Annotated in this window: 22 protein-coding genes; 13 read left to right on the forward strand and 9 right to left on the reverse strand. The window is 55.6% G+C overall.

Annotated elements, in window-relative coordinates:
- Positions 1 to 57 precede the first annotated feature (57 nt).
- From AO242_RS03450 to AO242_RS03460, 3 genes are read left to right on the forward strand one after another with little or no spacing between them, the layout of a single operon-like run.
- Complete coding sequence (locus AO242_RS03450; protein WP_257153365.1) at positions 58 to 1,713, forward strand: hypothetical protein; 1,656 nt, start codon at positions 58 to 60, stop codon at positions 1,711 to 1,713.
- Positions 1,706 to 2,701 (forward strand): hypothetical protein, encoded by a 996-nt coding sequence (locus AO242_RS03455; protein WP_257153366.1) that lies wholly within the window; start codon positions 1,706 to 1,708, stop codon positions 2,699 to 2,701. The genes AO242_RS03450 and AO242_RS03455 overlap by 8 nt, the downstream gene beginning before the upstream one ends.
- Positions 2,701 to 4,491 (forward strand): hypothetical protein, encoded by a 1,791-nt coding sequence (locus AO242_RS03460; protein WP_099267671.1) that lies wholly within the window; start codon positions 2,701 to 2,703, stop codon positions 4,489 to 4,491. The genes AO242_RS03455 and AO242_RS03460 overlap by 1 nt, the downstream gene beginning before the upstream one ends.
- 9 nt (positions 4,492 to 4,500) lie before the next feature.
- On the opposite strand, the gene AO242_RS03465 is transcribed toward AO242_RS03460, so the two are convergent.
- Both AO242_RS03465 and AO242_RS03470 read right to left on the reverse strand, forming a co-directional pair.
- The gene (locus AO242_RS03465; RefSeq protein WP_099267672.1) at positions 4,501 to 4,833 is read right to left on the reverse strand and encodes a hypothetical protein; all 333 of its coding nucleotides are present in this window, start codon (positions 4,831 to 4,833) and stop codon (positions 4,501 to 4,503) included.
- Between the two features lie 89 nt (positions 4,834 to 4,922).
- Positions 4,923 to 5,231, reverse strand: a complete 309-nt coding sequence (locus AO242_RS03470; RefSeq protein WP_099267673.1) for a hypothetical protein — start codon at positions 5,229 to 5,231, stop codon at positions 4,923 to 4,925.
- A gap of 245 nt (positions 5,232 to 5,476) precedes the next feature.
- Between AO242_RS03470 and ppc the strand changes: the two genes are divergently transcribed.
- The 7 genes from ppc to AO242_RS03505 all read left to right on the forward strand — a co-directional run bounded on the left by ppc (position 5,477) and on the right by AO242_RS03505 (position 12,842).
- Positions 5,477 to 8,113 carry a phosphoenolpyruvate carboxylase gene (ppc, locus tag AO242_RS03475; RefSeq protein ID WP_099267674.1) on the forward strand — a complete coding sequence of 879 codons (2,637 nt, stop codon included), beginning with the start codon at positions 5,477 to 5,479 and terminating at the stop codon, positions 8,111 to 8,113.
- Between the two features lie 276 nt (positions 8,114 to 8,389).
- Complete coding sequence (adk, locus tag AO242_RS03480; RefSeq protein ID WP_095094409.1) at positions 8,390 to 9,037, forward strand: adenylate kinase; 648 nt, start codon at positions 8,390 to 8,392, stop codon at positions 9,035 to 9,037.
- Between the two features lie 89 nt (positions 9,038 to 9,126).
- Positions 9,127 to 9,801, forward strand: a complete 675-nt coding sequence (gene tsaB / locus AO242_RS03485) for a tRNA (adenosine(37)-N6)-threonylcarbamoyltransferase complex dimerization subunit type 1 TsaB (RefSeq protein ID WP_099267675.1) — start codon at positions 9,127 to 9,129, stop codon at positions 9,799 to 9,801.
- Positions 9,802 to 10,078: 277 nt separating this feature from the next.
- Positions 10,079 to 10,390 carry a hypothetical protein gene (locus AO242_RS03490; RefSeq protein ID WP_027902465.1) on the forward strand — a complete coding sequence of 104 codons (312 nt, stop codon included), beginning with the start codon at positions 10,079 to 10,081 and terminating at the stop codon, positions 10,388 to 10,390.
- Positions 10,387 to 11,256, forward strand: coding sequence for a DUF72 domain-containing protein (locus tag AO242_RS03495; protein WP_099267676.1), 870 nt, complete (start codon positions 10,387 to 10,389; stop codon positions 11,254 to 11,256). Before AO242_RS03490 ends, AO242_RS03495 begins: the two co-directional genes overlap by 4 nt.
- A gap of 51 nt (positions 11,257 to 11,307) precedes the next feature.
- Positions 11,308 to 12,141, forward strand: a complete 834-nt coding sequence (locus AO242_RS03500; RefSeq protein ID WP_099267677.1) for an isocitrate lyase/PEP mutase family protein — start codon at positions 11,308 to 11,310, stop codon at positions 12,139 to 12,141.
- A 2-nt stretch (positions 12,142 to 12,143) separates the two neighbouring features.
- Positions 12,144 to 12,842: an extensin-like domain-containing protein gene (locus AO242_RS03505; protein WP_176560564.1), complete on the forward strand. Its 699-nt coding sequence runs from the start codon at positions 12,144 to 12,146 to the stop codon at positions 12,840 to 12,842.
- 105 nt (positions 12,843 to 12,947) lie between these two features.
- On the opposite strand, the gene AO242_RS03510 is transcribed toward AO242_RS03505, so the two are convergent.
- Entirely contained in the window at positions 12,948 to 13,571 is a 624-nt protein-coding gene (locus AO242_RS03510) for an energy transducer TonB (RefSeq protein ID WP_099267678.1), read from the reverse strand.
- Between the two features lie 96 nt (positions 13,572 to 13,667).
- Between AO242_RS03510 and AO242_RS03515 the strand changes: the two genes are divergently transcribed.
- Complete coding sequence (locus tag AO242_RS03515; RefSeq protein ID WP_099267679.1) at positions 13,668 to 14,459, forward strand: class I SAM-dependent methyltransferase; 792 nt, start codon at positions 13,668 to 13,670, stop codon at positions 14,457 to 14,459.
- Between the two features lie 104 nt (positions 14,460 to 14,563).
- Here AO242_RS03515 and AO242_RS03520 read toward each other — a convergent pair whose 3' ends face one another.
- On the reverse strand, positions 14,564 to 15,211 hold the full coding sequence (locus AO242_RS03520) for a TetR/AcrR family transcriptional regulator (RefSeq protein ID WP_099267680.1): 648 nt from the start codon (positions 15,209 to 15,211) through the stop codon (positions 14,564 to 14,566).
- 90 nt (positions 15,212 to 15,301) lie between these two features.
- On the opposite strand from AO242_RS03520, the gene AO242_RS03525 reads away from it, so the two are divergent.
- A complete protein-coding gene (locus AO242_RS03525; RefSeq protein WP_099267681.1) occupies positions 15,302 to 16,402 on the forward strand; it encodes an efflux RND transporter periplasmic adaptor subunit in 1,101 nt (366 codons plus the stop codon).
- A gap of 6 nt (positions 16,403 to 16,408) precedes the next feature.
- A complete protein-coding gene (locus AO242_RS03530) occupies positions 16,409 to 19,477 on the forward strand; it encodes an efflux RND transporter permease subunit (protein ID WP_099267682.1) in 3,069 nt (1,022 codons plus the stop codon).
- A gap of 145 nt (positions 19,478 to 19,622) precedes the next feature.
- Here the strand turns inward: AO242_RS03530 and AO242_RS03535 are convergent, their stop codons facing one another.
- The 5 genes from AO242_RS03535 to dapE form a co-directional block, all read right to left on the reverse strand.
- On the reverse strand, positions 19,623 to 20,312 hold the full coding sequence (locus AO242_RS03535) for a DUF4197 domain-containing protein (RefSeq protein WP_099267683.1): 690 nt from the start codon (positions 20,310 to 20,312) through the stop codon (positions 19,623 to 19,625).
- A 115-nt stretch (positions 20,313 to 20,427) separates the two neighbouring features.
- Positions 20,428 to 22,929: a glycerol-3-phosphate 1-O-acyltransferase PlsB gene (gene plsB / locus AO242_RS03540; protein WP_099267684.1), complete on the reverse strand. Its 2,502-nt coding sequence runs from the start codon at positions 22,927 to 22,929 to the stop codon at positions 20,428 to 20,430.
- A gap of 318 nt (positions 22,930 to 23,247) precedes the next feature.
- The gene (locus tag AO242_RS03545; protein ID WP_099267685.1) at positions 23,248 to 23,625 is read right to left on the reverse strand and encodes a hypothetical protein; all 378 of its coding nucleotides are present in this window, start codon (positions 23,623 to 23,625) and stop codon (positions 23,248 to 23,250) included.
- Between the two features lie 77 nt (positions 23,626 to 23,702).
- On the reverse strand, positions 23,703 to 24,512 hold the full coding sequence (locus AO242_RS03550; protein WP_099267686.1) for a putative RNA methyltransferase: 810 nt from the start codon (positions 24,510 to 24,512) through the stop codon (positions 23,703 to 23,705).
- Positions 24,512 to 25,663 carry a succinyl-diaminopimelate desuccinylase gene (dapE, locus tag AO242_RS03555; protein WP_099267687.1) on the reverse strand — a complete coding sequence of 384 codons (1,152 nt, stop codon included), beginning with the start codon at positions 25,661 to 25,663 and terminating at the stop codon, positions 24,512 to 24,514. Before dapE ends, AO242_RS03550 begins: the two co-directional genes overlap by 1 nt.
- Positions 25,664 to 25,674 lie beyond the last annotated feature (11 nt).

Raw genomic sequence — 25,674 nt, forward strand, 5'->3', positions numbered from 1 at the left:
GTTCGATGTTAAAACGCCTGTACAGGATTCCGCTCATACGATAGCGAGTTATGAACGATGGCACCACGGAAGAACAGAGCACCAAAGGTTGTTGAAGAAGGAATCAGCGTAAGCACCCGCGACGACTTTTCTGATGTGACTAAGATCGAGCTGCTTGTGAGAGCGGCGAACCTCTGTTCGCGTTGCCATGTCTTCACCGTTGGCTCAACAGATGCTGGTGACAGGAAAAATAGCATTGGTGTCGCTGCACACATCTGTGCGGCTGCGAGTGGGCCGGGTGCTAAGCGGTATGACGCAACCCAAACGAAAGCCCAGAGAAAACATTTCGATAACGGTATCTGGCTCTGCTATTCGTGCTCCAAACTGATCGACAACGAAGAGACATTTCACACAGTAGCTCATTTGAAGGAAATGAAGGCCCGTCATCAGGTCTACGTGTCTAGGCTGGTCGGTGTAGTGCCTATGGCACCATTTGAAGCCAAATCTGAGATTCGTGCGGGGATTCTTGAAGCAACCCACTTCCTGATTACGAAGGCAGGTAGTCCAGCAAATTTCGATGTCTCGGCAGTCGTAGAAGGCTATGAAGAATCAATAAATAGTATCGATCCAAACTTTAAGGTTGTCGTCACTGCCACAAGCGGTTCTGTCGTGCATCAGTTGATTCCGGTCGCTGACCCTGCACCAGCAATTCAGATAGTTTTTAATGATGATGAGGCCAATGCTTCTGCTGATCAGGCATGGCACGTCATGACTGAAGTGGGGGGGGCTATTCACATACCTACAAAGGATTTCAAATTCGTAGGATCTAAACTATTTGAACACCTTAATGAAGTGATGGTTGGGGGAACGCTGACGCTCACTCCCAATAAACGAAGACTAGAAACGTGTATCTATTTTGTAAGTGATGATGCGGAATTCGAGCTTGCTGCTACTGAATCATTCATGGGGAAAGGTTCAAAACAGTTTGATATTGAAGGTTCTGCTTTAGACGGATTCTTGACTTATCGGTATTTCATTCATGACCGCTACAAGGTAGATGCAACCTATACGTTCGACGTTGCTGGTTGGTTAGGGCAGCCTTTCAATAATTTAAGGCATTATCACCGTATCAAAAGAGCCTATGACTTTGTTGTAAAATATCCAAGGTCTAGGATTTCAGTTGAAATAATTTTTAACGGTGAACCTATGCGTCTTTGGGATGGGACGTATGGTGACTACACTGAAATTTTTGCTCGATTGAAAAAAATAGTAGAGATTGTTGAGTGCTCGAAAGTAATCGCCTCGAAAACTTCAAATTTATTAAGATTGAAATCCCTAGACTTGACACTAGAAGATGAACGATACATTGAACTATACGCCCAGCTTTTCAAAGGTGATGTGATTCGAAGGCTCGATTATGGGGAGAGCATTTTTAGTGCTCGTATTGATGATGAAGATAGCAAGGCTGTTAAGGCTTTGTGCTCAAGAGAACGCAATGAAGTTCTTATTGCAAAGTCTCCCGCAATAGATTTTTTTGGTAATTTTATCCAGTTACCTAGAATGTCGAAAAAAGTAACATGTTTTGATGTTGTTTTTCTTTCAAGCATTAGGAAAGAAGACTGGCAATCTTTGTGGTGTGTTGGCAGGGCAAATCATTCTAGTGATTCTGTAATTTCTATTGCTACTGATGAAATCCCCCTGCTTTGCGATGATGAGGACGTTATACATGGATGAGCTTATGCTAATGGATCGGAGTCGCGTTCTTCATGAAGCACTTGAGCAGAGTGGGTGGGAGAATCCCGAAGAAGTCATTCAGCGTGTGAAGCGTCTCGACCTAGGGCTACCGGCTGAGGATGAATTCGCCGTCATATGTAGCTGGCTTGGGAAGTGTTCGCTTGTCCATAAATTGGATCAACAGCAAATTCCAAAATCTTCCCGAGAAACCTATCAGGTTCCCGATTTGTTGGCGGTTTTCAACACGGATAATAATCAATACAAAGTTTTGATTGAAGTAAAAACTAAGCAGGACAATAACCTAACTCTCAGGGCGAGAGATAGGGAAAAACTAATAAAGTATGGTGAGTTGCTGGGTATACCAATATTGTTTGCGTGGAAGCATCACAGCGTTTGGACACTTTTCGATATTTCTCTATTTGAGAGATTTAATAAAAACTACCGAGTCAACTTCTTTTCAGCTTTGTCGAATAGCTTAATGAGTTTGCTAGCGGGTGACATGCATTACCAACTAGGCGACGGCGTGGGGCTGCACCTGAAATTCAGAAAAGATGAAATTCATGAAAGCGATGGCGATACAGAGACTTGGAAAACTAGGATAGAAGATATTTATTTGCAGGATTACAATGGTGACAAAAATTACACGTTCTCACCTAGGACTCTTTCAATATTAAATACTTGCGAGCTAGATGAGAATACTGAGGTTGACGATGAAACTATTATGCAAAGTTTTACTGTGCGTTCCGAGGTTGGGAATGTCGCACATAGAGCAATAGAAACTTTGTTGAAGCTAAAAAAGTCTGATGCCGAAAATAATATACATTGGCGATCTTTGCTCGTTGATGAATCGCCCCTTCATTCCATTTCTAATTTTCAAAATGCGTTGGACGAAGCTCTTAGCCAGAAACTTGTTAAATACATTCTTATTCAACAGCCAAAAAAGTATCCTTTATTCATTAAGGATGATGACAAGGTCGGGGGTAACTGATGTCAGTAAGTAAAGTTAGGGCGGCTCTGGTCGATTTCGTTAAAGGCGAAAAAGATAGAGCTATCGTGCTCAAAGGAGATTGGGGTACAGGGAAGACACATCTCTGGAAACAGGTCGTGCTTCAAAGCCGTGACTCGTTTCATAAACGTAATTATGCTTACGTTTCTCTCTTTGGTCTGAACAGCCTTAAGGACTTGAAGAAATCAATTTACGAAAACAAAGTTTACCGGGAACGTGCCCATATCGCTTCTGATGAAAGCTCGTTTGAAGAAAACCTTAAAGATATTTCAGGTCGATTTGCTGGATGGATGCGTAAAGGCTCATCGTTGTTCAATGATGTATCAGCATTGGGCGTTAAAGGTATTGGGCCTATGGTTGAAAGCCTTCAATTTATACGTGTTACTGACACGCTTATCTGTCTAGACGATTTTGAGCGGAAAGGGTCAGGGCTGCATGATAGGGAGGTGCTTGGTTTAATCTCGCTTCTGGTGGAAAGCAAAAACTGCCGTGTCGTGATGCTGCTCAATGACGGTACCTTAAAATCTGGTGATGACTTCTTCTCTTATCATGAGAAAGTATTTGACTATGAAGTGACCTTCAATCCTTCAATAGATGAGTCGGTTAAACTTGTTTTTGGCTCTGGAAGTTTCTTTCACAGCACTCTGGCTAAAAATGTTACAAAGCTCGAAATCAACAATATAAGGCTGCTGAAGAAAACTGACTTTTTTGTAGGGTTGATTGAGAAAGCGTTGCAGGGGTGCAACGAGTATATAATTGAGCAGGCATTACTTGTTCTGCCACTGGCTATTTTAGCTAAATATGGTGGTGACGCTTCAAAGGTCGATCTAGACTTTATCATTTCTCATGGTCAGTTCCGGCGTACCCCTTTACCCGATTCTGATTCTACAAATGAAGATGACGAGGCTGCAAGAACAGAAGCTGAAAAAACTACGTTCCTTCAAGAGTATGGTTTCATAAGATGCAGTGAATTTGATTTGGCTATCATAAACCTTGTGAAAAAAGGCTACGCTGACGAAGATTTGATAAAGAAGGTTGTAGAGGGAATTGAGCAGGAAATTCAACACAATAAGGACGTGACTCTGCTTCGTGATGCTTGGAAAATTTATAATTCATCATTTCAGGATAATGAGTCTGAGGTTTTATTAGCATTTGAAAATGCCATTAAGGTTGGTCTGGGTAAGTTCTCTTTAGAAGATCTCGATTCGGTTGCTTATCTATATTGTGGCCTTGGTCGGGATGCTGAAATACAGGTGGTGATTGATAAATTCTTTTCTGAGATTTATCCAAGTCATGGCGTTACTGATAGAGACGATATAATTCAATGGCCTTCTAATCCTTATGTAAGGCGGTCTTTAGAATCCTTTTTTGATGGCTTGGTGTTCAAAGGTAGCTTTTCTGAGTTCATGCAGGCTGCATTTGAAAATTCCAATAATACCTATGAGGTTATCAAGGGGCTTGCTAGCAAAGACGGAAATGAGTTCTATAATTATTTTTCAAGCTTGAATGATCAGGCTTTCAATTTTCACGCTCGATTGTTACTCAAGCTCGGCAATACTTCTTTCTCGAATCAAGATGACGCTTTGATATACAGAGATATATTCATTAAAACATTTGAAGCTTTGAAGGAACTTTCGGAAACGACTACTTTGAATAAGTTGCGAATGGGTAAGTTTATGTCTTACGAGCCTATGTATCTCAGAGATTTGAAAAGAATTCAGATTGAAGAGAAGGAAGCTGCTGAAGCCGCAGCAGCCCCAAAAATAGAATAATGAGGTTTATTACTTCTGATTCGGTGTGTTCATAGATTTAAAAATTCTATTTTCCGCTTCCACAAATGCAGGTGTCTTACCCACATCTGCATAAATCTTTTCGCCTTCCTCAACCCTGATGACCTGTGAACCCTGCATGTATGGCATGGCCTGCTCTGCTTCCTTAAGAGCCGAGTGGATCAGACCTTCGGTGATCATGGCTTCGTCCAGTCCATATGCTTCTGCAAAAGCTTTGATTTTGACTAGATCATGCTTGTCCATAGTGAGGGTGTATTCAACCCTCTCACTGGCTTCCTGCGACTTGGATTCCCAGTTGTTGAGCATGTTCTTGAAGGTGTCCATGTGGTATCTCCGGCTTGGCTACATGTGTTCGTAAATCTGTGACTGTCTTTATCACTCATGGTTCGCTGAAATGATCGCAAACCCATGTTCTACGCGGCTTTCAAGAGACCTTGAGTTTTTCCTATTGCGTGCTCGCTTTCTTCGTAGACCGGGTCACCTTCTTCATCAGTGGTCACGACATGCTGGCCTTTGACGTAAGGGAAGCTCGCTTCGAGTTCCTCCAGGGCTGCACCGATCAGCTCGCCCAGTAACTCTTCAGGATGATGTTTGGGGTACATCTCGGTCAGCGCGCTCAGGCGCGCAGCGGATTCCATGTCCAGGTGGATCGCATATTCAGTCTGGGTCAGCCGTCCTTTGGCGTTCTCTTCCCAATGGTTGGCGAGTTCACGGATTTTCATAGGGACCTCTTCGTTTGCCCACCGATGGCAGGTCTGCTGGAGTGCTGATTCATTAGTGCTCAGCCATGGCTCACCGATGAGATTAGCCGGTTATTTCAAAAGGTTTACTCAGCGGGTGTTGGTGTGGCTGTTGATTTTGCTGCACTGATGGTAGAAAAGGGATAGATCAGATTTCTGCACGCCTGTTTAGTCGCTAACGCTTTGAGGCGGGTGGCGCCCATACAAAAATCAGGGGGAGAGGAACGATGGCTGATATCGACGCGCGGTTACGCGAGGATGTGCATCTGTTGGGTGAGCTGTTGGGCAATACTATTCGCGAGCAGCGAGGAAGTGAGTTTCTCGACAAGATCGAACGTATTCGCAAAGGCGCCAAGGCCGGTCGACGGGGTTCGGCTGAAGGCGCCGAGCAGCTGACTTCCAGTGTTGATGGCCTGGCCGAAGACGAATTGCTGCCGGTTGCGCGGGCCTTTAATCAGTTTCTCAACCTGGCCAATATCGCCGAGCAATATCAACTGATCCGGCGGCGTGACGATTCACAGCCGCAACCGTTTGAATCTCGAGTGCTGCCTGAGCTGCTCGACCGCCTCAAAAGTGCAGGACATAAACCCGAGACCTTGGCGCGGCAGTTGAGCAAGCTGGAAATCGAGCTGGTCCTTACTGCGCACCCCACTGAAGTGGCCCGGCGTACCCTTATTCAGAAATACGACGCCATCGCCGCACAACTTGCGGCCCTCGATCATCGTGATCTGAGCAGCGCCGAACGTGAACAGATCACCGAGCGCCTGCAGCGTCTGATTGCCGAAGCCTGGCACACTGAAGAGATTCGCCGCACCCGACCGACCCCGGTCGATGAAGCGAAATGGGGCTTCGCCGTTATCGAGCATTCGTTATGGCATGCAGTACCCAATTACCTGCGCAAGGCCGATCACGCGTTGCATGCAGCCACCGGTTTTCATCTGCCACTGGAGTCTGCGCCGATTCGTTTTGCCTCATGGATGGGCGGCGACCGTGACGGTAATCCCAACGTCACGGCGGCGGTTACGAGGGAGGTGCTGTTGCTGGCCCGCTGGATGGCGGCGGATCTATATGTGCGTGACGTCGATCAACTGGCGGCCGAGCTATCAATGCAGCAAGCCAGTGATGCGTTACGCGCCAGTGCAGGCGACAGCGCTGAACCCTACCGTGCTGTTCTGAAGCAACTCCGCGAGCGTTTGCGCGCAACCCGTAACTGGGCTCAGGCTTCATTGGCAGTGACGCAGCCCGCTCCGGATACCGTGCTGCATGATAATCGCGAGTTGCTTGAGCCGTTGATGTTCTGCTTTCAGTCGCTGCATGAGTGCGGCATGGGCGTGATCGCGGATGGTCCGCTGCTTGACTGTCTGCGTCGTGCAGTGACGTTCGGTCTGTTCCTGGTGCGTCTGGATGTCCGTCAGGATTCCACCCGGCACGAATCGGCTATGACCGAAATTACCGACTACCTCGGGCTTGGCCGCTATGAGGAGTGGGACGAGCAGGCACGCGTTGATTTCCTGTTGCGGGAATTGAACAGCCGACGCCCGTTGCTGCCTGCGCACTTCAAGCCGGCCGCTGACACCGCAGAAGTGCTGGCAACCTGTCGCGAGGTCGCTGCTGCGCCTGCCGCCTCGTTGGGTTCCTATGTGATTTCCATGGCCGGTGCTGCTTCGGACGTGTTGGCGGTGCAGTTACTGCTCAAAGAGGCCGGTTTGCAGCGTCCTATGCGCGTCGTGCCGCTGTTCGAAACCCTCGCGGACCTGGATAACGCCGGGCCAGCCATGGGACAGTTGTTGAACCTGCCGGGTTACCGGTCACGTCTGAACGGCCCGCAGGAAGTCATGATTGGCTATTCCGATTCCGCCAAGGATGCGGGCACCACTGCCTCGGCCTGGGCGCAGTATCGGGCGCAGGAAAAACTCGTTGATATCTGCCGCGCCCAGCAAGTCGAACTGCTGTTGTTTCACGGTCGCGGAGGCACCGTCGGACGTGGTGGTGGTCCTGCTCACGCGGCGATTCTGTCGCAGCCGCCGGGTTCGGTAGCCGGGCGTTTCCGTACCACCGAACAGGGTGAAATGATCCGCTTCAAGTTCGGCCTGCCAGACATCGCCGAGCAGAACCTCAATCTATATCTGGCCGCCGTGCTGGAAGCCACCTTGCAACCGCCACCACCGCCGGAGCCTGCATGGCGAGAGATGATGGATAACCTGGCGGCCGATGGCGTCAGCGCTTATCGCGCGGTGGTGCGTGAGCATCCGGAGTTCGTCGAATACTTCCGTCAGGCCACGCCAGAGCAGGAACTGGGTAGATTGCCTTTGGGGAGTCGTCCGGCCAAGCGCAGGGAAGGGGGCGTCGAGAGCCTGCGGGCCATCCCGTGGATTTTCGCCTGGACCCAGACACGATTGATGTTGCCCGCCTGGCTCGGTTGGGAAGCGGCGCTCAACAAGGCCCTCGAACGTGGCGAAGGTGAACTGCTGGGGCAAATGCGTGAACACTGGCCGTTCTTCCGCACCCGGATCGACATGCTGGAGATGGTGCTGGCCAAAGCCGACCACGATATTGCCCAGTTATACGATCAGCGTCTTGTGGAGCCGAGACTGCAACATTTGGGTACGCATTTACGCGACCTATTGTCGCAGGCATGCTCCGTAGTGCTGGGGCTGACCGGGCAATCGCAACTACTGGCTCATAGCCCTGCGACGCTTGAATTCATCAGCCTGCGCAACACGTATCTGGATCCACTGCATCTGCTTCAGGCAGAGTTGCTTGCCCGTTCACGCAACCGTGAGGCAAGTCTGGACAGTCCTCTGGAGCAGGCACTGCTGGTGTCTGTGGCGGGTATTGCCGCCGGATTGCGTAACACCGGTTAGTCAGCGCTTCCGTTAATGGCGCGCCGTCAATTGCCAGTGCGCCATTGGCATCAATGACTTGCGCGCTTTTGGCTGCCTCAAGCCACCTGAACCAATTTCGCACTCTGCTACCTCTGACCGGGTAGTGGATACTGCGACTTTTGGCGGCTTGTGCCACTTGTGTCGGCTGTGTATCTTGATCAGCCTTTGGCCATTCTTCGGCTCGAACCACATTTGAGATTGGTCCAGTAGTGGCGAATCCGACGTTTACATATAAAAAATTTGAGGAGCACATCGATGCGCGTGATTCTGCTGGGAGCTCCCGGGGCCGGTAAAGGTACTCAGGCAAAATTCATCACCGAAAAATTCGGCATCCCGCAAATTTCCACAGGCGATATGCTGCGCGCTGCCGTCAAGGCTGGCACTGAACTGGGCCTTAAAGCCAAGAGCGTCATGGACAACGGCGGTCTGGTTTCCGATGACCTGATCATCGGTTTGATCAAGGATCGTCTGTCCGAGCCTGATTGCGCCGGCGGCGTGCTGTTTGACGGTTTTCCCCGCACCATTCCACAGGCGGAAGCGCTTCTGGCGGCGGGTCTGGAAATCGACCACGTGCTGGAAATCGCTGTAGATGACGAGGAAATCGTCAAGCGCATGTCCGGTCGCCGTGTACACGAGGGCTCTGGCCGTATTTATCACACCATTTTCAATCCGCCCAAGGTTGAAGGCATTGACGATGTGACCGGCGAGCCACTGAAGCAGCGCAAGGACGACGTTGAAGAAACCGTCCGCCTTCGTCTGGCCGTGTATCACGAACAGACCAAACCGTTGGTTGAGTTCTACAGTAAACTCGAAGCGAAAAATGGCAAGCCAAAGTGCAGCCATATTGCAGGCGTCGGTTCTGTTGAAGATATCACCAGAAAAGTGCTTGAAGCCCTGAACTGACAGCGCTGGTTGAGTCAACAAACGGTCCGCTTGCGGGCCGTTTTGTCATTTATAATGCGCCCCTTTTTTGATCTCGATGGATAACCCTGATGACCACCTTGCTGGCCCTGGACACCGCCACTGAAGCCTGCTCGGTTGCTTTGCTGCACGACGGCAAGGTGCTGAGCCACTACGAGGTGATTCCGCGCCTGCACGCCCAGCGCCTGCTGCCCATGATCAAAGCGATCATGGCAGAGGCGGGTATTGGCCTTTCAGCGCTGGATGCCATCGCTTTTGGCCGTGGCCCGGGCGCCTTTACGGGCGTGCGGATCGCCATTGGCGTGGTGCAGGGGTTGGCCTTTGGTCTGGAGCGTCCGGTGCTCCCCGTTTCCAATCTGGCAGTGCTGGCCCAGCGAGCCATGCGCGAGCACGGAGCCCATCAGGTTGCGTCGGCCATCGATGCGCGCATGGATGAGGTTTATTGGGGTTGCTATCGCGAGGTGGCGGGGGAGATGCGTCTCCTTGGCGCCGAAGCGGTACTGCCGCCAGAGCAGGTTGCTTTGCCCGTTGATGCGAGTGGTGAATGGTTTGGGTCCGGCACAGGCTGGGACTATGTCGAACGTCTACCGGTCAGCGTCATAGGCCACGACGCCAGTATGCTGCCCCACGCTCAGGATTTACTGACCCTGGCGACCTTCGCCTGGCAGCGCGGTGAGGCCATCGTTGCAGACGATGCCCAGCCGGTTTATTTGCGGGATAAAGTGGCCACGCCCAAAGCCCGATGATCCCCGTCAGGTGCGCTGTCCTGTAGGACCGGCTTTAGCCGGGAGGAGTACGACACATTCTCTGGTTGTGTTGTCAGGAATGCCGCCCTCCCGGCTAAAGCCGGTCCTACGAGATCAGCGCTAACCTGCCAAAACACGACCTTTCATCGCCTAAAATCCCCAACTTCCCGCTTGTTGCGAAACTTTTTCAAATTGTGTGGTCTAGTTATCGTTCGGGTAATTGCAACACTCTGCCCGTGAAGTTAGATTGCCACTATAAGATGCAGAGTACGCACTAATGCGCATAGACGGCCCTTCACAACGTTCATACCCCATCAAACGCAAGCCGCGTAATCAGCCTGCGATCGTTGATGGCACCTTCGAAGAAGTCGAAAACGACGCCGAAGTTGCCCAGCAGCCAGCGCAAAGTGCTCGCTCCGGTGGTAATGCACAGGCCAATTCGACTGCCAACGTTCCTGCACGTCCGCAAGACATCATCTTCCCGCGTTCCATGAGCACTCGCGTTGCAACCGCGCTGGCCAGTTACCTGACCACCGCCAGCTTCGTTGACTGGGATTTGGAAGTTTCAGGGCTTGATCTCCACGTTTGAATGATTCCCGCCTGCCTTACTTTCTAGGATGTCCGTCATGGAGTGAAAACGCCTGGCGCGAATCACTCTATCCAGAAGACGCTCGCAGCAATGAATTCCTGGGCTTGTACTCACAGGTCTTCAACGCCGTTGAAGGCAACACCACTTTTTACGCGCGGCCTGCGCCCTCCACTGTGCAGCGCTGGGCTGAAGTGCTGCCCGATGATTTTCGCTTTACGGCCAAATTTCCCGGCGACATCAGCCATGGCGGTGATTTGCGCCTCCAATTGCAGGCCGCGGAAACATTCATCCAGTTGCTTGCACCCTTGGGCGAACGCGTTGCACCTTTCTGGCTTCAGTTGCCTGCCAGCTTCACGCCGCAGCGGCTGGCCGAACTCGTCACGTTTATTGACGAGCTGAACTGCCCGTTGGCCGTCGAGGTGCGCAATATGGCGTTTTTCGAAAAGGGTGATGAAGAGCGCATGCTCAATCGCCTTTTGCTGGAACGTGGCGTTGAGCGCATCTGTCTGGACTCACGCGCGTTGTTCAGCTGTGTTTCCAGCGATCCGGCGGTACTGCATGCACAGTCGAAGAAACCCAAGGTCCCCGCCCGTCCGGCAGCGCTGACTCAATTTCCGCAGGTGCGCTTCATTGGTCATCCCGTGCTGGAGGCCAATGACCCGTTTCTGCTCCAGTGGGTGGCTAAAGTCGCAGCCTGGATTGAAGAAGGGCGTACGCCTTATGTGTTCCTGCACACCCCGGACAACCTCGAAGCGCCGCTTCTGGCCCGACGTTTCCACAGTCAGTTGATGGAACGCTTGCCAGGTTTGCCGCCATTGGTAGAACTGGAGCGCGCACCACCGGTGCAGCAACTGGGCTTGCTCTGAGGTCGATAACTATGGCTTCAATAGCCGTATTAACGATTACAGGAGTCAGCAATGGATTCGCAACAGCTTCTTCGCGCACAAACTTTCAAGGCACTGCACGAGCGTGATCATGCTTTTGTGATCCCCAATCCGTGGGACGCAGGGTCGGCCAAACTGTTGGCCTCCATGGGCTTCGAAGCGTTGGCCACCACCAGCGCGGGTCTGGCTTTCACCTTGGGTCGGGCGGATGCCGAAGGTGCGCTGAGCTTCGCCGAATCGTTGGAAAACATCCGGGCAATCGTTACCTCAACAGACTTGCCGGTCGCCGCCGATCTTGAAAACTGTTTCGCCGATAGCCCTGAAGACTGTGCAGCCAATCTGCTGGCGGCGGCGCGGACCGGCATCGTTGGTGCTTCTATCGAAGACGCCACCGGCAAGACCGATCAGCCGATTTATGATTTCGAATTGTCCGTAGCGCGGGTCAGGGCGGCGGCGCTGGCTGCACGCAGCTTGCCGTTCCCGTTCATGTTGACTGCACGAGCGGAAAATCTGCTCAACGACCGGATGGATTTTGCGGACACCTTGAACAGGCTGAAGGCCTACGCCGATGCCGGTGCTGACGTGCTATACGCGCCCGGCCTGCGCACTCGCGAAGAGGTTATTGCGGTGGTCCGTGCCGTTGCCCCCAAGCCAGTCAACGTGTTGATGGGGCTGGGCGGTGTCACGCTGACGGTCGCTGAGCTCAGTGAGTGCGGCGTGAAGCGTATCAGCGTCGGCTCATCCCTTGTGCGCGCGGCGTTCGGCGGCTTGTACCGCGCTGCAGAAGAAATCCGTACCCAGGGGACGTTTACCTACGCTGAGCAAGCGCTGCCGTTTGCCCAACTCAATGCTTTGTTCAAGGACTGAGGGTGCGGGGCTCGACGCTGTTTCTGGTTTTCCTGCTGCTCTGTGCGGGCGCCATCGCTGCGGTATGGCGGGGCTGGATCGAGGTGCCAGCGCAATGGAATCCCTGGGCGCCATTGGATATTCAGGCTGAGCCCAACTTCCTGACCTCCTGGAAGCTGTCACGCGTCAAGAATGATCCGCAGTTGTGCGATCAGGTGCTGAGTTCATCAAGCCTGCGTTTCAGTCGTCAAGCCGACAGCCCCGCATCCGCTGATTGCCCGCTCACCGGCGTGCTGCGCATACAGGGCGGAGAGGTGGCGCTGAGCAGCAGCTTCCTCGCCAGTTGTCCGTTGGCGGTGGCCTACGCGCTGTTTGAAGTTCACACCTTGCAGCCCGCAGCCCAGGCGGTATTTGGTCAGCGAGTGACGCGTATCGACCATCTGGGCAGTTTTGCCTGTCGCAACGTCTACGGTAGGAGTAGCGGACGATTGAGCCAGCACGCAACCGCAAACGCGCTGGACATCGCCGGCTTCCGCCTGGCCGATGGGCAGCGGATCAACCTGTTGCGGGACTGGAAGAACGAGGGCGACAAGGGCCGGTTCTTGCGTGAGGTTCGCGACGGAGCCTGTAAGAACTTCAATACGGTGTTAGGGCCTGATTACAACGCGGCGCATCAAAACCATTTTCATCTGGATATGGGCGGTTGGCGGGTGTGTCGCTGAGGTAGATGTTTATGTAGGCGCTGCCGAAGGCTGCGAAGGCGGCATGTCATGGGAATCCATTCGCAGCCTTCGGCAGCTCCTGGAGATGTCACCGAATCAACGGAATCAAGCAGCCATGCGCAGGTTTTGCAGAATGATCGGGCGTGCCCAGCCCATGTCGAAATTCAGTGCGCGTTGCTGGGCGACCATGGTGGCGTCATCCAGTGGCAGGGCGGGCTTGTCAGCCAGGTCCCATTCGAATTCGGCGATTGGCAAGTGCAGCGGACGAGGCTGAGGGCCCGGGCCTGGAATCACGCTGTCGTCGTAAGGATTGAGTACGTTCGGACGAACCCACTCGCTGTCGAACTCCAGATCGCGTTGCTGAGCAATCATTTCGCTGATGCTGAACGGTTCGTTCGGAGGTGGCAGCAGGTCGAGTTCGAATTCAGCGATCGGCAGAAACAGCGGCTCGGCAGGAACACGTGGCATGTCTTCAACCGGGCAGGCGCGCTGCTCGACGATCTTGCCCAGTGTACGCGCACCGGCAACAGGCTCGCCTGTTGCAACATCAGTCGCAACGCTGGCTGGATCAATGGGTTCAGCCGTTGTATCGCGTACTTGTTCAGCCATCACACGGGCAAACGCATCCGACCAGATCTGGGTAACACCGCCCAGAGCCCGGCTGTTACGCAGGGTAAAATCACCTGCGTGCGTTAGATAACCTATGGATGATTGCTGAATGTCTGACATATCGATCGTTACACGTCGTAGGTCTGGCAGAATGCCTGATACTTCTTTATCGGCAGATTTTGCCGATCATTAACACTTTTTGAGCGTGTGGACACAATGAGTGAGCAACAAGCGGGCAGTCGCATCCGGGTCGAAGCCCTTGGTAGCCCCTCAGGTAGCCAAAGTCAGGAACAGGCCGAGCATTGGGCACAGCGTCTGGACCTGCCGTTAGAGGACGATGACGCGGACTTTGCCCTGCAAGTGACTGACGATGGCCTGCAATTGCAGCAGTTGGGTGATGACGTGCCAGGCCCGGTGCGGGTGGATTTCGTTGAGGGGGCGGTGGCTCATCGGCGTCTGTTCGGTGGCGGCAGCGGGCAGATGATCGCCAAAGCGGTGGGCATTCAGCCTGGCGTTCGGCCTTCGGTGCTGGATGCAACGGCGGGCCTGGGCAAGGATGCGTTCGTGTTGGCCAGCCTTGGCTGTCAGATGAGCCTGATCGAGCGCCAACCGATCATCGCGGCATTGCTGGAAGACGGCCTGAACCGTGGACGGCAGGATCGGGAAGTGGGTTCGATCATTAGCCAGATGCGCTTGCTGACCGGCAATTCCATCGAGTTGATTCGGGGCTGGGAAAGCGAGCCGCCGCAAGTGATCTATCTGGACCCGATGTTCCCGCATCGGGAAAAAACTGCGCTGGTGAAGAAGGAAATGCGCCTGTTCCGCCCCTTGGTAGGCGACGACATGGACGCGCCTGCGCTGCTGGAAGCTGCATTGGCATTGGCCACCCACCGCGTAGTGGTCAAACGCCCACGCAAAGCCCCGTGCATCGAAGGCCCCAAGCCGAGCTATGCGCTGGATGGAAAATCCAGCCGGTATGACATCTATCCGAAGAAGGCGTTGAAATAGCCGTGAAGCCTGTTGGAGCGAGGCTTGCCCGCGAAGAACGATGATCAGGTTTTTCAGATAAATCGAGGTGTCCAGTTCGCGGGCAAGCCTCGCTCCAACAGGACCTAAACCCCATAAGCCCGCATAAACAACGCCACTACGTCCTGCACATGAGCTTCTGCGCTGGCTTCATCCGGCCGTTCGCCGCAGCCCACCAGAAGGCGGAAGTTGCAGACGCCTTTGATCAGGCTGAGAAAGTGCTCGGCGGCGGTTCCGGCGGATTCAAACTTCAGTTGCCCGCGCTGCTCCAGACGCCTCAGCAAACGCTCGGTTTCCTGAAGAACCCGCTGTGGTCCTGCGGCGAAAAATATCTGCGACAGCTTCGGATCCTGAGTGCCCAGCGTCACCATCAGGCGGTGCAACTCAACGGATTCAGGACTGTTTATGAGTATCTGGAAACCCCGCGCAACACTCAGCAACAAGGTCTTTGCCGGTAAGTCGCGGTTCAGCTCAATGAATAATTCCGGCAACTGCTCTTCGCAACGTGCCACCACGGCTGCGGTAAACAGGGTCTCCTTGTCATTGAAGTGGCTGTAGACCGTGAGCTTCGAAACCCCGGCCTCTGCTGCAACCGCATCCATGCTGGTGCCGGCGTAGCCATTGCGCACAAATAACTCTTTTGCCGCATCAAGAATGGCCCCGCGCTTGGCCTGATCTTTTGGCCGACCGGGCCCCGGATTGCCTTGAGCGCTGCTTTGAGAATGGTCAGGCATGTTCGTTTAATAATGTACTGGTGAGTTTGGTAATTTTTAATATACTCGTCAGTACAATTATTCCAAGTATCTTTTGCGAAGGCCTCCACCATGTTGCGCAAGTTCCTGTGCCTCGTCCTGCCTCTGGGTCTGATGTCACTGCTGTCTGGCTGTGGCCAGGAAGCAACTGCACCGACCACAATTCGTCCCGTCATGGTTATTCAGCCATCGCCATCCACGCAGTCCGTGGACAGTTATCCCGGTGAAGTCCGCGCCCGCTTTGAGCCGGATCTGGCGTTCCGGATCGGCGGCAAGGTCAGCAAGCGTCTGGTGGAAGAGGGGCAACGGGTCAAGGCCAATCAGCCCTTGGCCGAACTGGATGCCCAGGACGTTCGTCTGCAACTGGATGCCACGCGGGCTCAAGTCGCCGCCGCCGAGGCCAACCTGCAGCTGGTGCGCTCCGAGCGGGATCGCTACAAGACCCTTATGGATCGGCAGATGGTCAGCCGTTCGCAGTACGACAACGCCGAGAATCTCTATCGCTCCGGTGAGGCCCGTCTCAAGCAGATCAAGGCCGAGCTGACCGTTGCTGACAACCAGACCAGTTATGCCGTGCTGCGCGCGCCACAGGACGGCGTGGTGGCAAAAAGGCTGGTGGAAGTCGGTCAGGTTGTCGCTGCCGGGCAAACGGTCTTTACCCTTGCTGCTGATGGTGAGCGGGAAGTCTTGATCAGCCTGCCGGAACAGAACTTCGCCCGCTTCAAGACAGGGCAGCCCGTCACCGTCGAGTTATGGACTCAGCGCGAACAACGCTTCCCCGGGCGCATTCGCGAATTGTCGCCTGCGGCTGACCCGCGTTCGCGGACCTTCGCCGCGCGTGTTGCTTTCGCCAGCGGCAAAGTGCCAGCGGAATTGGGCCAGAGTGCGCGGGTATTTATTGCGACCGAGCAAGCCGTGCCGCTGTCGGTACCGCTCTCTGCCGTGACATCGGAGAACGGCATCAATTACGTCTGGCGAGTCGCGGCCGACAGCACCCTCAAACGCGTCAGTGTCCGACTCGGACCTTATGGTCAGGAGTCGGTGCCAGTGCTCGAAGGGCTGACCGCCAGTGACTGGATCGTCGCTGCGGGTGTGCATGTGTTGCACGAAGGTGAACAGGTGCGCCCTGTGGACCGTGAAAACCGTGCGGTCAAACTGGCTGCGAAGGAGTAAGCACGGATGCGATTCAATCTCTCCGAATGGGCGTTGCGCAATCGGCAAATCGTCCTGTACCTGATGATTGTTCTGGCGGTAGTGGGTGCGTTGTCCTACACCAAGCTGGGCCAAAGCGAAGACCCTCCATTCACCTTCAAGGCCATGGTGATCCGCACGCTGTGGCCCGGCGCCAGCGCTGAAGAGGTGGCGCGGCAAGTCACGGATCGCATCGAAAAGAAACTCATGGAAACCGGCGAGTACGACCGCATCGTATCGTTCTCGCGTCCCGGTGAATCTCAAGTCACTTTTATTGCCCGTGACTCGATCTTCTCTTCGTACCTGCCGGAGCTGTTTTATCAGATCCGCAAAAAGGTCGGGGATATCCGTCAGAACCTGCCTCCGGGTGTACAGGGCCCGTTCTTCAACGATGAATTCGGCACTACCTTCGGCAATATTTACGCGCTGTCCGGCAAGGGCTTCGACTATGCCGTGCTCAAGGATTACGCCGACCGCATTCAGCTTCAACTGCAGCGCATCAACGATGTGGGTAAGGTCGAGCTGATCGGCTTGCAGGACGAGAAGATCTGGATCGAGCTGTCCAACGTCAAGCTCGCCACCCTGGGGCTGCCTTTGCAAGCCGTGCAGCAGGCGCTTGAGGCGCAGAATGCCGTCTCGGCTACCAGCTTCTTTGAAACACCCAGCGAGCGTATCCAACTGCGCGTCAGCGGTCGTTTCCAGACGGTTGATGAGATTCGTGAATTTCCGATCCGCGTGGGTGATCGCACGCTGCGTATCCGTGATCTGGCCGAAGTACATCGCGGCTTCAATGACCCACCTGCGCCGCGCATGCGTTTCATGGGCGAAGAGGCGATCGGGCTGGCGGTGGCGATGAAGCCGGGCGGCGACATTCTGGTGCTGGGCAAGGCGCTTGAGGGCGAGTTTGCCCGCCTGCAGAAAAACCTGCCTGCCGGAATGGAACTGCGCAAAGTTTCCGATCAACCTGCTGCGGTGAAAACCGGCGTCGGTGAGTTCGTTCAGGTACTGGCCGAAGCACTGGCGATTGTGTTGCTGGTGAGTTTCTTCTCACTGGGCATGCGTACCGGCATGGTGGTCGCATTGGCGATACCGCTGGTATTGGCCATGACGTTTGCCTGCATGTACTACCTGGGCATCGGCTTGCACAAGATTTCCCTCGGTGCGTTGGTGCTGGCGCTGGGCCTGCTGGTGGACGACGCGATCATTGCCGTGGAAATGATGGCGATCAAAATGGAGCAGGGCTACGACCGGCTGCGTGCTGCGAGTTTCGCCTGGACCAGCACCGCTTTCCCGATGCTGACCGGCACGCTGATCACCGCTGCTGGCTTCTTGCCGATTGCCACCGCGCAGTCGAGCACGGGCGAATATACCCGTTCGATCTTTCAGGTGGTGACCATCGCGCTGCTGGCGTCCTGGGTCGCTGCCGTGGTGTTCGTGCCATATCTGGGCGAGCGGCTGCTGCCCGATCTGGCGAAGATTCACGCCAAAAAACATGGCACTGGACCTGACGCAGTGGACCCTCACGGTACGCCGTTCTACCAGCGGGTGCGGGCGATGGTGGGCTGGTGCGTGCGCTGGCGCAAAACGGTGATCGTCGCCACGGTTGCTTTGTTCGTGCTGTCGGTGGTGATGTTCAAGTTTGTCCCGCAGCAGTTCTTCCCGGCGTCCGGTCGCCTGGAGCTGATGGTGGACTTGAAGCTGACTGAAGGCGCTTCGCTGAACAGCACGGCCGAGCAGGTCAAGCGTCTTGAGCAGATGCTCAAGGATCATCCGGGTATCGACAATTATGTGTCGTATGTCGGGACCGGTTCGCCACGTTTCTACCTGCCCCTTGATCAACAACTGCCTGCAACCAGCTTTGCGCAGTTCGTGGTCCTGGCCAAAAGTATTGAAGACCGCGAAGCCTTGCGGACCTGGCTGATTAGCAGTCTCAATGAACAATTCCCGACCTTGCGCTCAAGGGTAACGCGGCTGGAAAACGGCCCGCCGGTAGGTTACCCGGTGCAGTTCCGGGTCAGCGGCGAGCACATCGACGAAGTCCGCGAGTTAGCTCGCAAGGTCGCGGCCAAGGTGCGGGAGAATCCTCACGTTGCCAACGTCCATCTGGACTGGGAAGAACCGAGCAAGGTGGTGTTCCTCAATCTGGATCAGGACCGGGCGCGCGCCTTGGGCGTGACCACGGCCGAACTGTCGAGATTCCTCCAGCGTTCGTTGACCGGCTCCAGCGTCAGCCAATACCGCGAAGACGATGAACTGATCGAAATCCTTCTGCGGGGCACACCTGATGAGCGCCAGCAACTGGGGGCGCTGGCGAGTCTGGCGGTGCCGACTGAAAACGGCACCAGTGTGGCGCTGTCGCAGGTGGCGACGCTTGAATACGGTTTCGAAGAGGGCGTGATCTGGCACCGTAATCGACTGCCCAACGTGACGGTCCGTGCCGATATTTACGGCAAGGAACAGCCCGCAACGCTGGTGCAGCAAATCCTCCCCACGCTGTCGGACGTGCGCAATGAATTGCCGGATGGGTATTTGCTGGAAGTCGGCGGAACGGTGGAGGACGCCGCTCGCGGACAGGACTCTGTGAAGGCGGGTGTGCCGCTGTTTATCGTGGTAGTGCTGACCTTGCTGATGCTGCAACTGCGCAGCTTCTCCCGGATGTTGATGGTGTTCCTGACCGCACCGTTGGGATTGATCGGCGTGACGTTATTCCTGCTGGTGTTCAACCAGCCATTCGGGTTCGTCGCCATGCTGGGCACCATTGCTTTGTCGGGGATGATCATGCGCAACTCGGTGATTCTGGTGGACCAGATCGAGCAGGATATTGCGGGAGGGCTTGATCAGTGGTCGGCGATTATCGAAGCGACCGTGCGCCGCTTCCGGCCCATCGTCCTGACCGCGCTGGCGGCGGTGCTGGCGATGATTCCGCTGTCACGCAGCGTCTTCTTCGGCCCGATGGCCGTGGCGATCATGGGCGGGCTGATCGTCGCTACAGCGCTGACGCTGCTTTTTCTGCCAGCGCTGTATGCGGCGTGGTTCAGAGTGAAGAAGGTGGATTAAAACGGGGTGCATGTTCGTGGGAGCGAATTCATTCGCGAAGGGGCAGGTACAGGCGATACATCTCCACCGTCTGAAAAACCGCCTTCCCGAATGAATTCGGTCCCACAGGGATGGCATTTCAACCGCAGTACCCGGTGGTGGCTGCTTACAACGCCCCAAACACCTTCTTCGCCAGGCTCGTCGCAGCCGCAGCCGGGTTGGCGCGGATGCTTTCTTCCTGCTTGGCGATCATTTCGAAAAGGCCATTGAGCGCCTGCTCAGTCACGTAACTTTCGATATTCGAGCTCTTGGCATCAAGCACACCCAATGTGGCCGCCTGACCCGCGAAAGCGTTGTACTTCTGCGCCAGGCCAACCTTGTCGGTAGCCTGCTTGACGATAGGCAGGAATTTGGCGCGGATCTGCTCGCGGCTGCTGCTGTTCAGGTACTGAGTGGCTGAATCCTTGCCACCGCTGAGAATGCCTTTGGCATCCGCCACACTCATCTTTTTCACAGCATCTACCAGTAACGCCTGGGCCTGCGGAACGGCAGCTTCAGCGGCCTGGTTCATGCTGGTTTCCAGTTGATCAACCTGGTCGCCCATGCCGAACTGCTTCATTTTCTTTGCGACCTTGCCCAGTTTGCCCGGCAGCTCGATGCGCACTTCCTGGTTGTTGCTGAAGCCACCGGGTTTACCCAGTTGCTTGACGGCGATCTGTGCACCCTGGGTCAACGCATCCTTCAAACCGCCGGTGGCGTCCGATTGCGATAGATCGTTCAGTGACAAGGCAAATACGCTGCTCGACAGCATCAGGCCCGCGCACACGCTGGCAAACGTAAAGGGGAGACGGAACATGGGGGCATCCTTTTCTTTGACTTGATTCGGAGACCGCGCCGAGCTGAACCTCGACGCGGTAATGCACAGAGCCTATCAGGAACTCGGTCTGGCTGGCTGCACGCAATTCCAACGGTCAGCGACTTTCCTCAGCGGGCTCGGGTTCGCCAGGCTCCTCTGTCTGATGCAGCGCCACTTGACGAATCGATAGCCGGATTTCTGCAGGCAACACACGCTTCGCTGCCCCCTCCGCCAGTTCGCCCAACAGCGGGTGATAGCTAAGCTTGCCGGCCGGATCCTTGCGCAGCACGCCCAGGTCCAGCAGCGTCTGAATGAAATGACGGAACAGGCTCTTGTCGAAAAACTCCGGCGCGTTCAGGCCGTGGAGAATTGATAACCGCTGGGCCATTACCGTACACAGGTCTTCCAGCTCTTCGGCGCTGAGGGTCTTCTGCCCGCTGTTGAGCAGCAAGGCGATGGCCATGTAGAAGCGCTGCAGGGTCTGAGCAATGGCTCGTGACAACAGGGTCAGCAGCACAAACTCGCGAGAGCTTGGCGCTGGCCTCATGTAGACGTTGTTTTCAAAGCGCAGCAGGCCTTGTTCGACGAAGGCTTGCAGCCATTGATCCACCACCTCGTCCAGCTCGTTCACCGGCCAGCGAATGAACAACTCCGATTGCAGATACGGGTACAGCGCCCGGGTGTAGCGCAGGATCTGCTCGCGGCTCATGCGCGACGAGCTCTGGAAGAAACTCGCCAGCAACGAGGGCAGAGCGAAGATGTGCAGGATGTTGTTGCGGTAATAGGTCATCAACACCGCGTTCTGCTCGTCCAGATACAGAATTTTGCCTAAGGCATCCTTCTGTTCCGACAGCAGGTTCATGCCTTTCACATGTTCAATCAAGGCTCGCCCATCGCCTTCCGGCAGGGTGGTGTGGGGCGAGTAAGGCACGTTGCGCAACAGCGTCAGGTACAGATCCAGTACCCGCTCCATGGCCTGATCGTCCAGCGCCAGTTTCTGTGTGGACAGCAGGGCCAGCGCTACAAGATTGACCGGATTGATCGCCGCGGCTTCGTTCAAGTGCTGAGCCACGCGTTCACCCAGGCGATTGGTGGTTTCGTTCAGCCAGTCCGGTTTGAACTGCGGGCCCAACTGTTGCTCCCGCCAGTCCGGTTGTTCATTGTCGAGAAACTCAGCCAGTTTGATCGGCTCACCGAAGTTCACCGAGACCTGACCGAAGCGCTGCTTCAAGGCACCGATGACCTTGAAAATATCGAAGATCGACTCTTTCTTTTTCGTCGCGCCGCGCAGCTCGCCCAGGTAAGTGCGACCTTCCAGTACGCGCTCGTAACCGATGTACACCGGCACAAACACGATCGGCATCCGCGAGTTACGCAGAAAGCTGCGCAGTGTAATTGCCAGCATGCCGGTCTTGGGTTGCAGCATGCGTCCGGTCCGCGAGCGTCCGCCCTCGACGAAGTACTCCACCGGGAAACCCTTGGTGAACAGCGTGTGCAAATATTCGTTGAAAACCGAGGTGTACAGCGGATTGCCCTTGAACGTGCGGCGCATGAAAAATGCGCCGCCACGACGCAACAGACCGCCAATCACCGGCATGTTCAGGTTGATGCCCGCCGCGATATGCGGAGGGGTCAGGCCGTTGCGGAACAGCAGATAGGACAGCAGCAGATAATCGATGTGGCTGCGATGGCACGGTACGTAAATGACTTCGTGACCCTGAGCAACGTCTTTCACGCCTTCGATATGGCTGACTTTGATGCCGTCGTAAATCTTGTTCCAGAACCAGCTCAGGATCACTTCCAGAAAGCGGATTGCTGAATAGGTGTAGTCCGAAGCGATCTCGTTGGCATAACGCAGCGCCTGTTCCCGGGCTTTGGCTTCAGGAATCTTTTCCCTTTCGGCTTCTTCGAGAATGGCCTGTTTGACCAAGGGTTCGTCGAGCAGGCCGTTGACCAGATTGCGCCGGTGCGACACGTCGGGGCCGATAACGGCGGTCTTCAGATTGCGGAAGTGCGTACGCAGCAGACGCTGGGCCATACGCAGGGTGAGCTCATGACCTTTGTTTTCGTTGACCAGATCGCGCATGTGGATCGGCGCAGAGAATTGCACCCGCGTCTTGCGGCCCAGAATCAGGATGCTGACGAAACGCCGCAGACGACCGGTAACGGCCCAGCTGTCAGCAAACAAAAGCTTCCAGGCGCTGGATTCACGATCCGGTGACTGTCCCCAGAACACACTGACCGGGATGATTTGCGCGTCCTCGGTCGCGTTCTGACTGACTGCGCTGACCAGTCGCTCAAGCGTCGGCGGCGCGCCTCGTTTGTCCTGACGGCCCAGCCAGTCTGGCGAAGGCGTCAGGTAGAAGTACGCAGCCGGTTCAACCAGCTCGCCCACCGACACCGGCAGGATAGGACGCGGCAAGCCGGCCTTGCGGCATTCGGTGTCGATCACCGCCAGGTCGCTCATGGACGGCGACTGCAAGGCGTAAAACACCGGGCGACTGCGATCCAGGTTGAGCGTGAACGACGACTGATTAATGGTCTCGGAACGAACCCAGAGATAGAGCAGACGGCGCAAGGTGCCGAATACAAGGCGGCGGAACGGTGATCGGGTCATACGGCATCTGCGAAAAGGGGGCGGTGCCCGCGAGGACGCTAGTGTGCCGTATCTGGGATGTATCGGCAAAAAGGCTGTTGATATCGCTATGTGAGCCGGTCTTGCCTGCGATATGGGCTGGAAGGGGTGTACTTGAACGATGACCTTATCGCTGGCAAGCACCGCACCCGGGATCACTGAACCCGTTGGAGCGAGGCTTGCCCGCGAATCAGACGATGCGGTTCGTCCGACACACCTCGCCATCGTTCTTCGCGAGCAAGCTCGGCTCCAACATAAGGCACGATTTGTTTAGGGGGCTTGCCCAAGAGTCGGCGCGGGTTACGCCGTCTTCCAGGTGATCTCTTCCTCGCCATCGGCGCTGATACGTATCCAGCGGTCGGCGGTTTCGTCGCTTTCTTCTTCGACCCAGGTGCCGGGGGCGCAGCGTACTTCTACGTTCAGGGTAGCGAACGCAGCGCGGGCGCAGGCGATGTCGTCTTCCCATGGCGTGTTGTCACTGTCCAGATGCAGGCTGTTCCACTTGCCTACTGCTTTTGGCAGCCAGGTCACAGGTACGTTGCCTGCCTTGCATTTCCAGGTCTGGCCTTTCTGTACCCAGTCGGTGCAAGGGCCGACCGCAACACTGAGCCACTCGGCGATGGCCTTGTGATCGACGTCAGTATCCTTCAGGTAAATCTCGATATCGGGTTGGCGCATGGATGCCTCGTGAGAAAGTGAAAAAATCCATTCGCGGATTCAATCGGATGCCCGGTACCGAGCATCTTCGTTGGTTGTTATTGCAATACGAAATAATCGTAGCGCATGGAAACGGTGACCTCGAAAGGTGCGGCCTGCTCAATCACATCTGCACGACGTTCCGCGCTGGCTCGCCAGCCGTGGGGCGTCATGGCCAGCAGATTGGCGCGGGCCTGACCGTCAACGAGGCTCAGCTTGAAACGCAGGGTTTCGCTATGAGCCAGCGACATGCCTTCCGGCACCAGAGCCAGATGTTTGTCATCGGCATAGTCCCGCACTGCGTCATAGAGTCGCTCGCGCAGTTCCATCAAATGCTCGCTGGTCGGGCCGACCCGCATCAAACCGCCGCCCGGCGTCAGCAGGCGCTTGGCTTCGTTCCAGTCCAGCGGGCTGAACACGCTAGCCAGAAACTGGCAGCTGGCGTCCGGCAGTGGCACGCGAGCCATGCTGGCAATCAACCAGGTCAGTTTCGGATTGCGACGGCAGGCGCGTTTGACCGCTTCTCGGGAGATGTCCAGCGCATAACCATCAGCGTCCGGCAGGGCTTCGGCGATTTGCGCGGTGTAATAACCCTCGCCACAACCGATGTCCAGCCAGTGCTCGGGAGCACGTTCAGCAGCCAGTTCAGCCAGGCGCCTGGCCACCGGCGCGTAATGGCCGGCATTGAGGAAGTCCCGGCGCGCCTCGACCATGGCCTGATTGTCACCAGGATCGCGGCTGTTCTTGTGCTGCACCGGCAACAGGTTCAGATAACCCTGACGGGCGCGGTCGAAGCGGTGGTTGGCCGGGCAGACCACCCCATTATCCACCGCGGTCAGCGGTGCAGAGCAGATCGGGCAGGTCAGCATCAGGCGAGCAACTTGACCAGGGTCTGGTAGTAGATCTCGGTCAGCACATCGAGGTCGCTGGCCAGAATGCGCTCGTTGACCTGATGAATCGTCGCGTTGACCGGACCCAGCTCTACAACCTGCGTACCCAAGGTGGCGATGAAACGCCCGTCAGAGGTGCCGCCGCTGGTGGACGCCTTGGTCTCGCGGCCAGTGACGGCCTTGATGCTGGCCGAGACCGCATCTAGCAAATTACCTGGCTCGGTGAGGAACGGCAGACCGGACAGCGCCCAGTCCACATGCCAGTCCAGACCATGCTTGTCGAGGATGGTCGACACCCGCTGCTGCAGGCCTTCGACGGTGGATTCGGTAGAGAAGCGGAAGTTGAACACCGCTACCAGATCACCCGGAATCACGTTGGTCGCGCCAGTGCCGGAGTTCAGATTGGAGATCTGGAAGCTGGTCGGCGGGAAGAAATCATTGCCTTCGTCCCAATGTTCGGCGGCGAGTTCTGCCAGAGCCGGAGCCGCCAGATGAATCGGGTTGCGCGCCAGATGCGGATACGCCACATGGCCTTGTTTACCGCGAACGGTCAGCGTCGCGCCAAGGGAGCCGCGACGGCCATTCTTGACCACATCGCCCACCAGCGTGGTGCTCGACGGTTCGCCAACGATGCACCAGTCCAGCCGCTCGTTGCGCTCACGCAACCGCTCAACCACGGCCTTGGTGCCATGATGCGCCGGACCCTCTTCGTCACTGGTAATCAGGAAAGTGACTTTGCCTTTGTGGTCAGGGTGATCAGCGACGAAACGCTCGGCGGCCACGACCATTGCGGCCAGACTGCCTTTCATGTCGGCTGCGCCACGTCCGCACAGCATGCCCTCTGCATCGATCAGCGCATCGAACGGATCGTTTTGCCAGGCTTGAACAGGGCCGGTCGGGACCACGTCGGTATGACCGGCAAAGCACAATACCGGCCCTTCGTTTTTGCCATGGCTGGCCCAGAAATTATCCACGTCCTCGATTCGCATCGGCTCCAGCTTGAAGCCTGCGTTCCCAAGGCGCCCCATCATCACTGTCTGACAATCGGCATCAATGGGCGTAACCGAAGGACGACGGATCAGGTCGCAGGCAAGTTGCAGCGTAGGCGAAAGGTCGGCTGGGGCCGTCATGTACAAAACTC

The organism is Pseudomonas sp. ICMP 561 (genome assembly GCF_002699985.1).
In the GTDB taxonomy this organism is placed as follows: domain Bacteria; phylum Pseudomonadota; class Gammaproteobacteria; order Pseudomonadales; family Pseudomonadaceae; genus Aquipseudomonas; species Aquipseudomonas quasicaspiana.

What these genes read in the sequence shown, in the direction of transcription:
- AO242_RS03450 (WP_257153365.1), top strand. Translation starts at nt 58, where the DNA reads ATGGCACCACGGAAGAACAGAGCACCAAAGGTTGTTGAAGAAGGAATC.
- AO242_RS03455 (WP_257153366.1), top strand. Translation starts at nt 1,706, where the DNA reads ATGGATGAGCTTATGCTAATGGATCGGAGTCGCGTTCTTCATGAAGCA.
- AO242_RS03460 (WP_099267671.1), top strand. Translation starts at nt 2,701, where the DNA reads ATGTCAGTAAGTAAAGTTAGGGCGGCTCTGGTCGATTTCGTTAAAGGC.
- AO242_RS03465 (WP_099267672.1), bottom strand. Translation starts at nt 4,833, where the DNA reads ATGGACACCTTCAAGAACATGCTCAACAACTGGGAATCCAAGTCGCAG.
- AO242_RS03470 (WP_099267673.1), bottom strand. Translation starts at nt 5,231, where the DNA reads ATGAAAATCCGTGAACTCGCCAACCATTGGGAAGAGAACGCCAAAGGA.
- ppc (WP_099267674.1), top strand. Translation starts at nt 5,477, where the DNA reads ATGGCTGATATCGACGCGCGGTTACGCGAGGATGTGCATCTGTTGGGT.
- adk (WP_095094409.1), top strand. Translation starts at nt 8,390, where the DNA reads ATGCGCGTGATTCTGCTGGGAGCTCCCGGGGCCGGTAAAGGTACTCAG.
- tsaB (WP_099267675.1), top strand. Translation starts at nt 9,127, where the DNA reads ATGACCACCTTGCTGGCCCTGGACACCGCCACTGAAGCCTGCTCGGTT.
- AO242_RS03490 (WP_027902465.1), top strand. Translation starts at nt 10,079, where the DNA reads ATGCGCATAGACGGCCCTTCACAACGTTCATACCCCATCAAACGCAAG.
- AO242_RS03500 (WP_099267677.1), top strand. Translation starts at nt 11,308, where the DNA reads ATGGATTCGCAACAGCTTCTTCGCGCACAAACTTTCAAGGCACTGCAC.
- AO242_RS03510 (WP_099267678.1), bottom strand. Translation starts at nt 13,571, where the DNA reads ATGTCAGACATTCAGCAATCATCCATAGGTTATCTAACGCACGCAGGT.
- AO242_RS03515 (WP_099267679.1), top strand. Translation starts at nt 13,668, where the DNA reads ATGAGTGAGCAACAAGCGGGCAGTCGCATCCGGGTCGAAGCCCTTGGT.
- AO242_RS03520 (WP_099267680.1), bottom strand. Translation starts at nt 15,211, where the DNA reads ATGCCTGACCATTCTCAAAGCAGCGCTCAAGGCAATCCGGGGCCCGGT.
- AO242_RS03525 (WP_099267681.1), top strand. Translation starts at nt 15,302, where the DNA reads ATGTTGCGCAAGTTCCTGTGCCTCGTCCTGCCTCTGGGTCTGATGTCA.
- AO242_RS03530 (WP_099267682.1), top strand. Translation starts at nt 16,409, where the DNA reads ATGCGATTCAATCTCTCCGAATGGGCGTTGCGCAATCGGCAAATCGTC.
- AO242_RS03535 (WP_099267683.1), bottom strand. Translation starts at nt 20,312, where the DNA reads ATGTTCCGTCTCCCCTTTACGTTTGCCAGCGTGTGCGCGGGCCTGATG.
- plsB (WP_099267684.1), bottom strand. Translation starts at nt 22,929, where the DNA reads ATGACCCGATCACCGTTCCGCCGCCTTGTATTCGGCACCTTGCGCCGT.
- AO242_RS03545 (WP_099267685.1), bottom strand. Translation starts at nt 23,625, where the DNA reads ATGCGCCAACCCGATATCGAGATTTACCTGAAGGATACTGACGTCGAT.
- AO242_RS03550 (WP_099267686.1), bottom strand. Translation starts at nt 24,512, where the DNA reads ATGCTGACCTGCCCGATCTGCTCTGCACCGCTGACCGCGGTGGATAAT.
- dapE (WP_099267687.1), bottom strand. Translation starts at nt 25,663, where the DNA reads ATGACGGCCCCAGCCGACCTTTCGCCTACGCTGCAACTTGCCTGCGAC.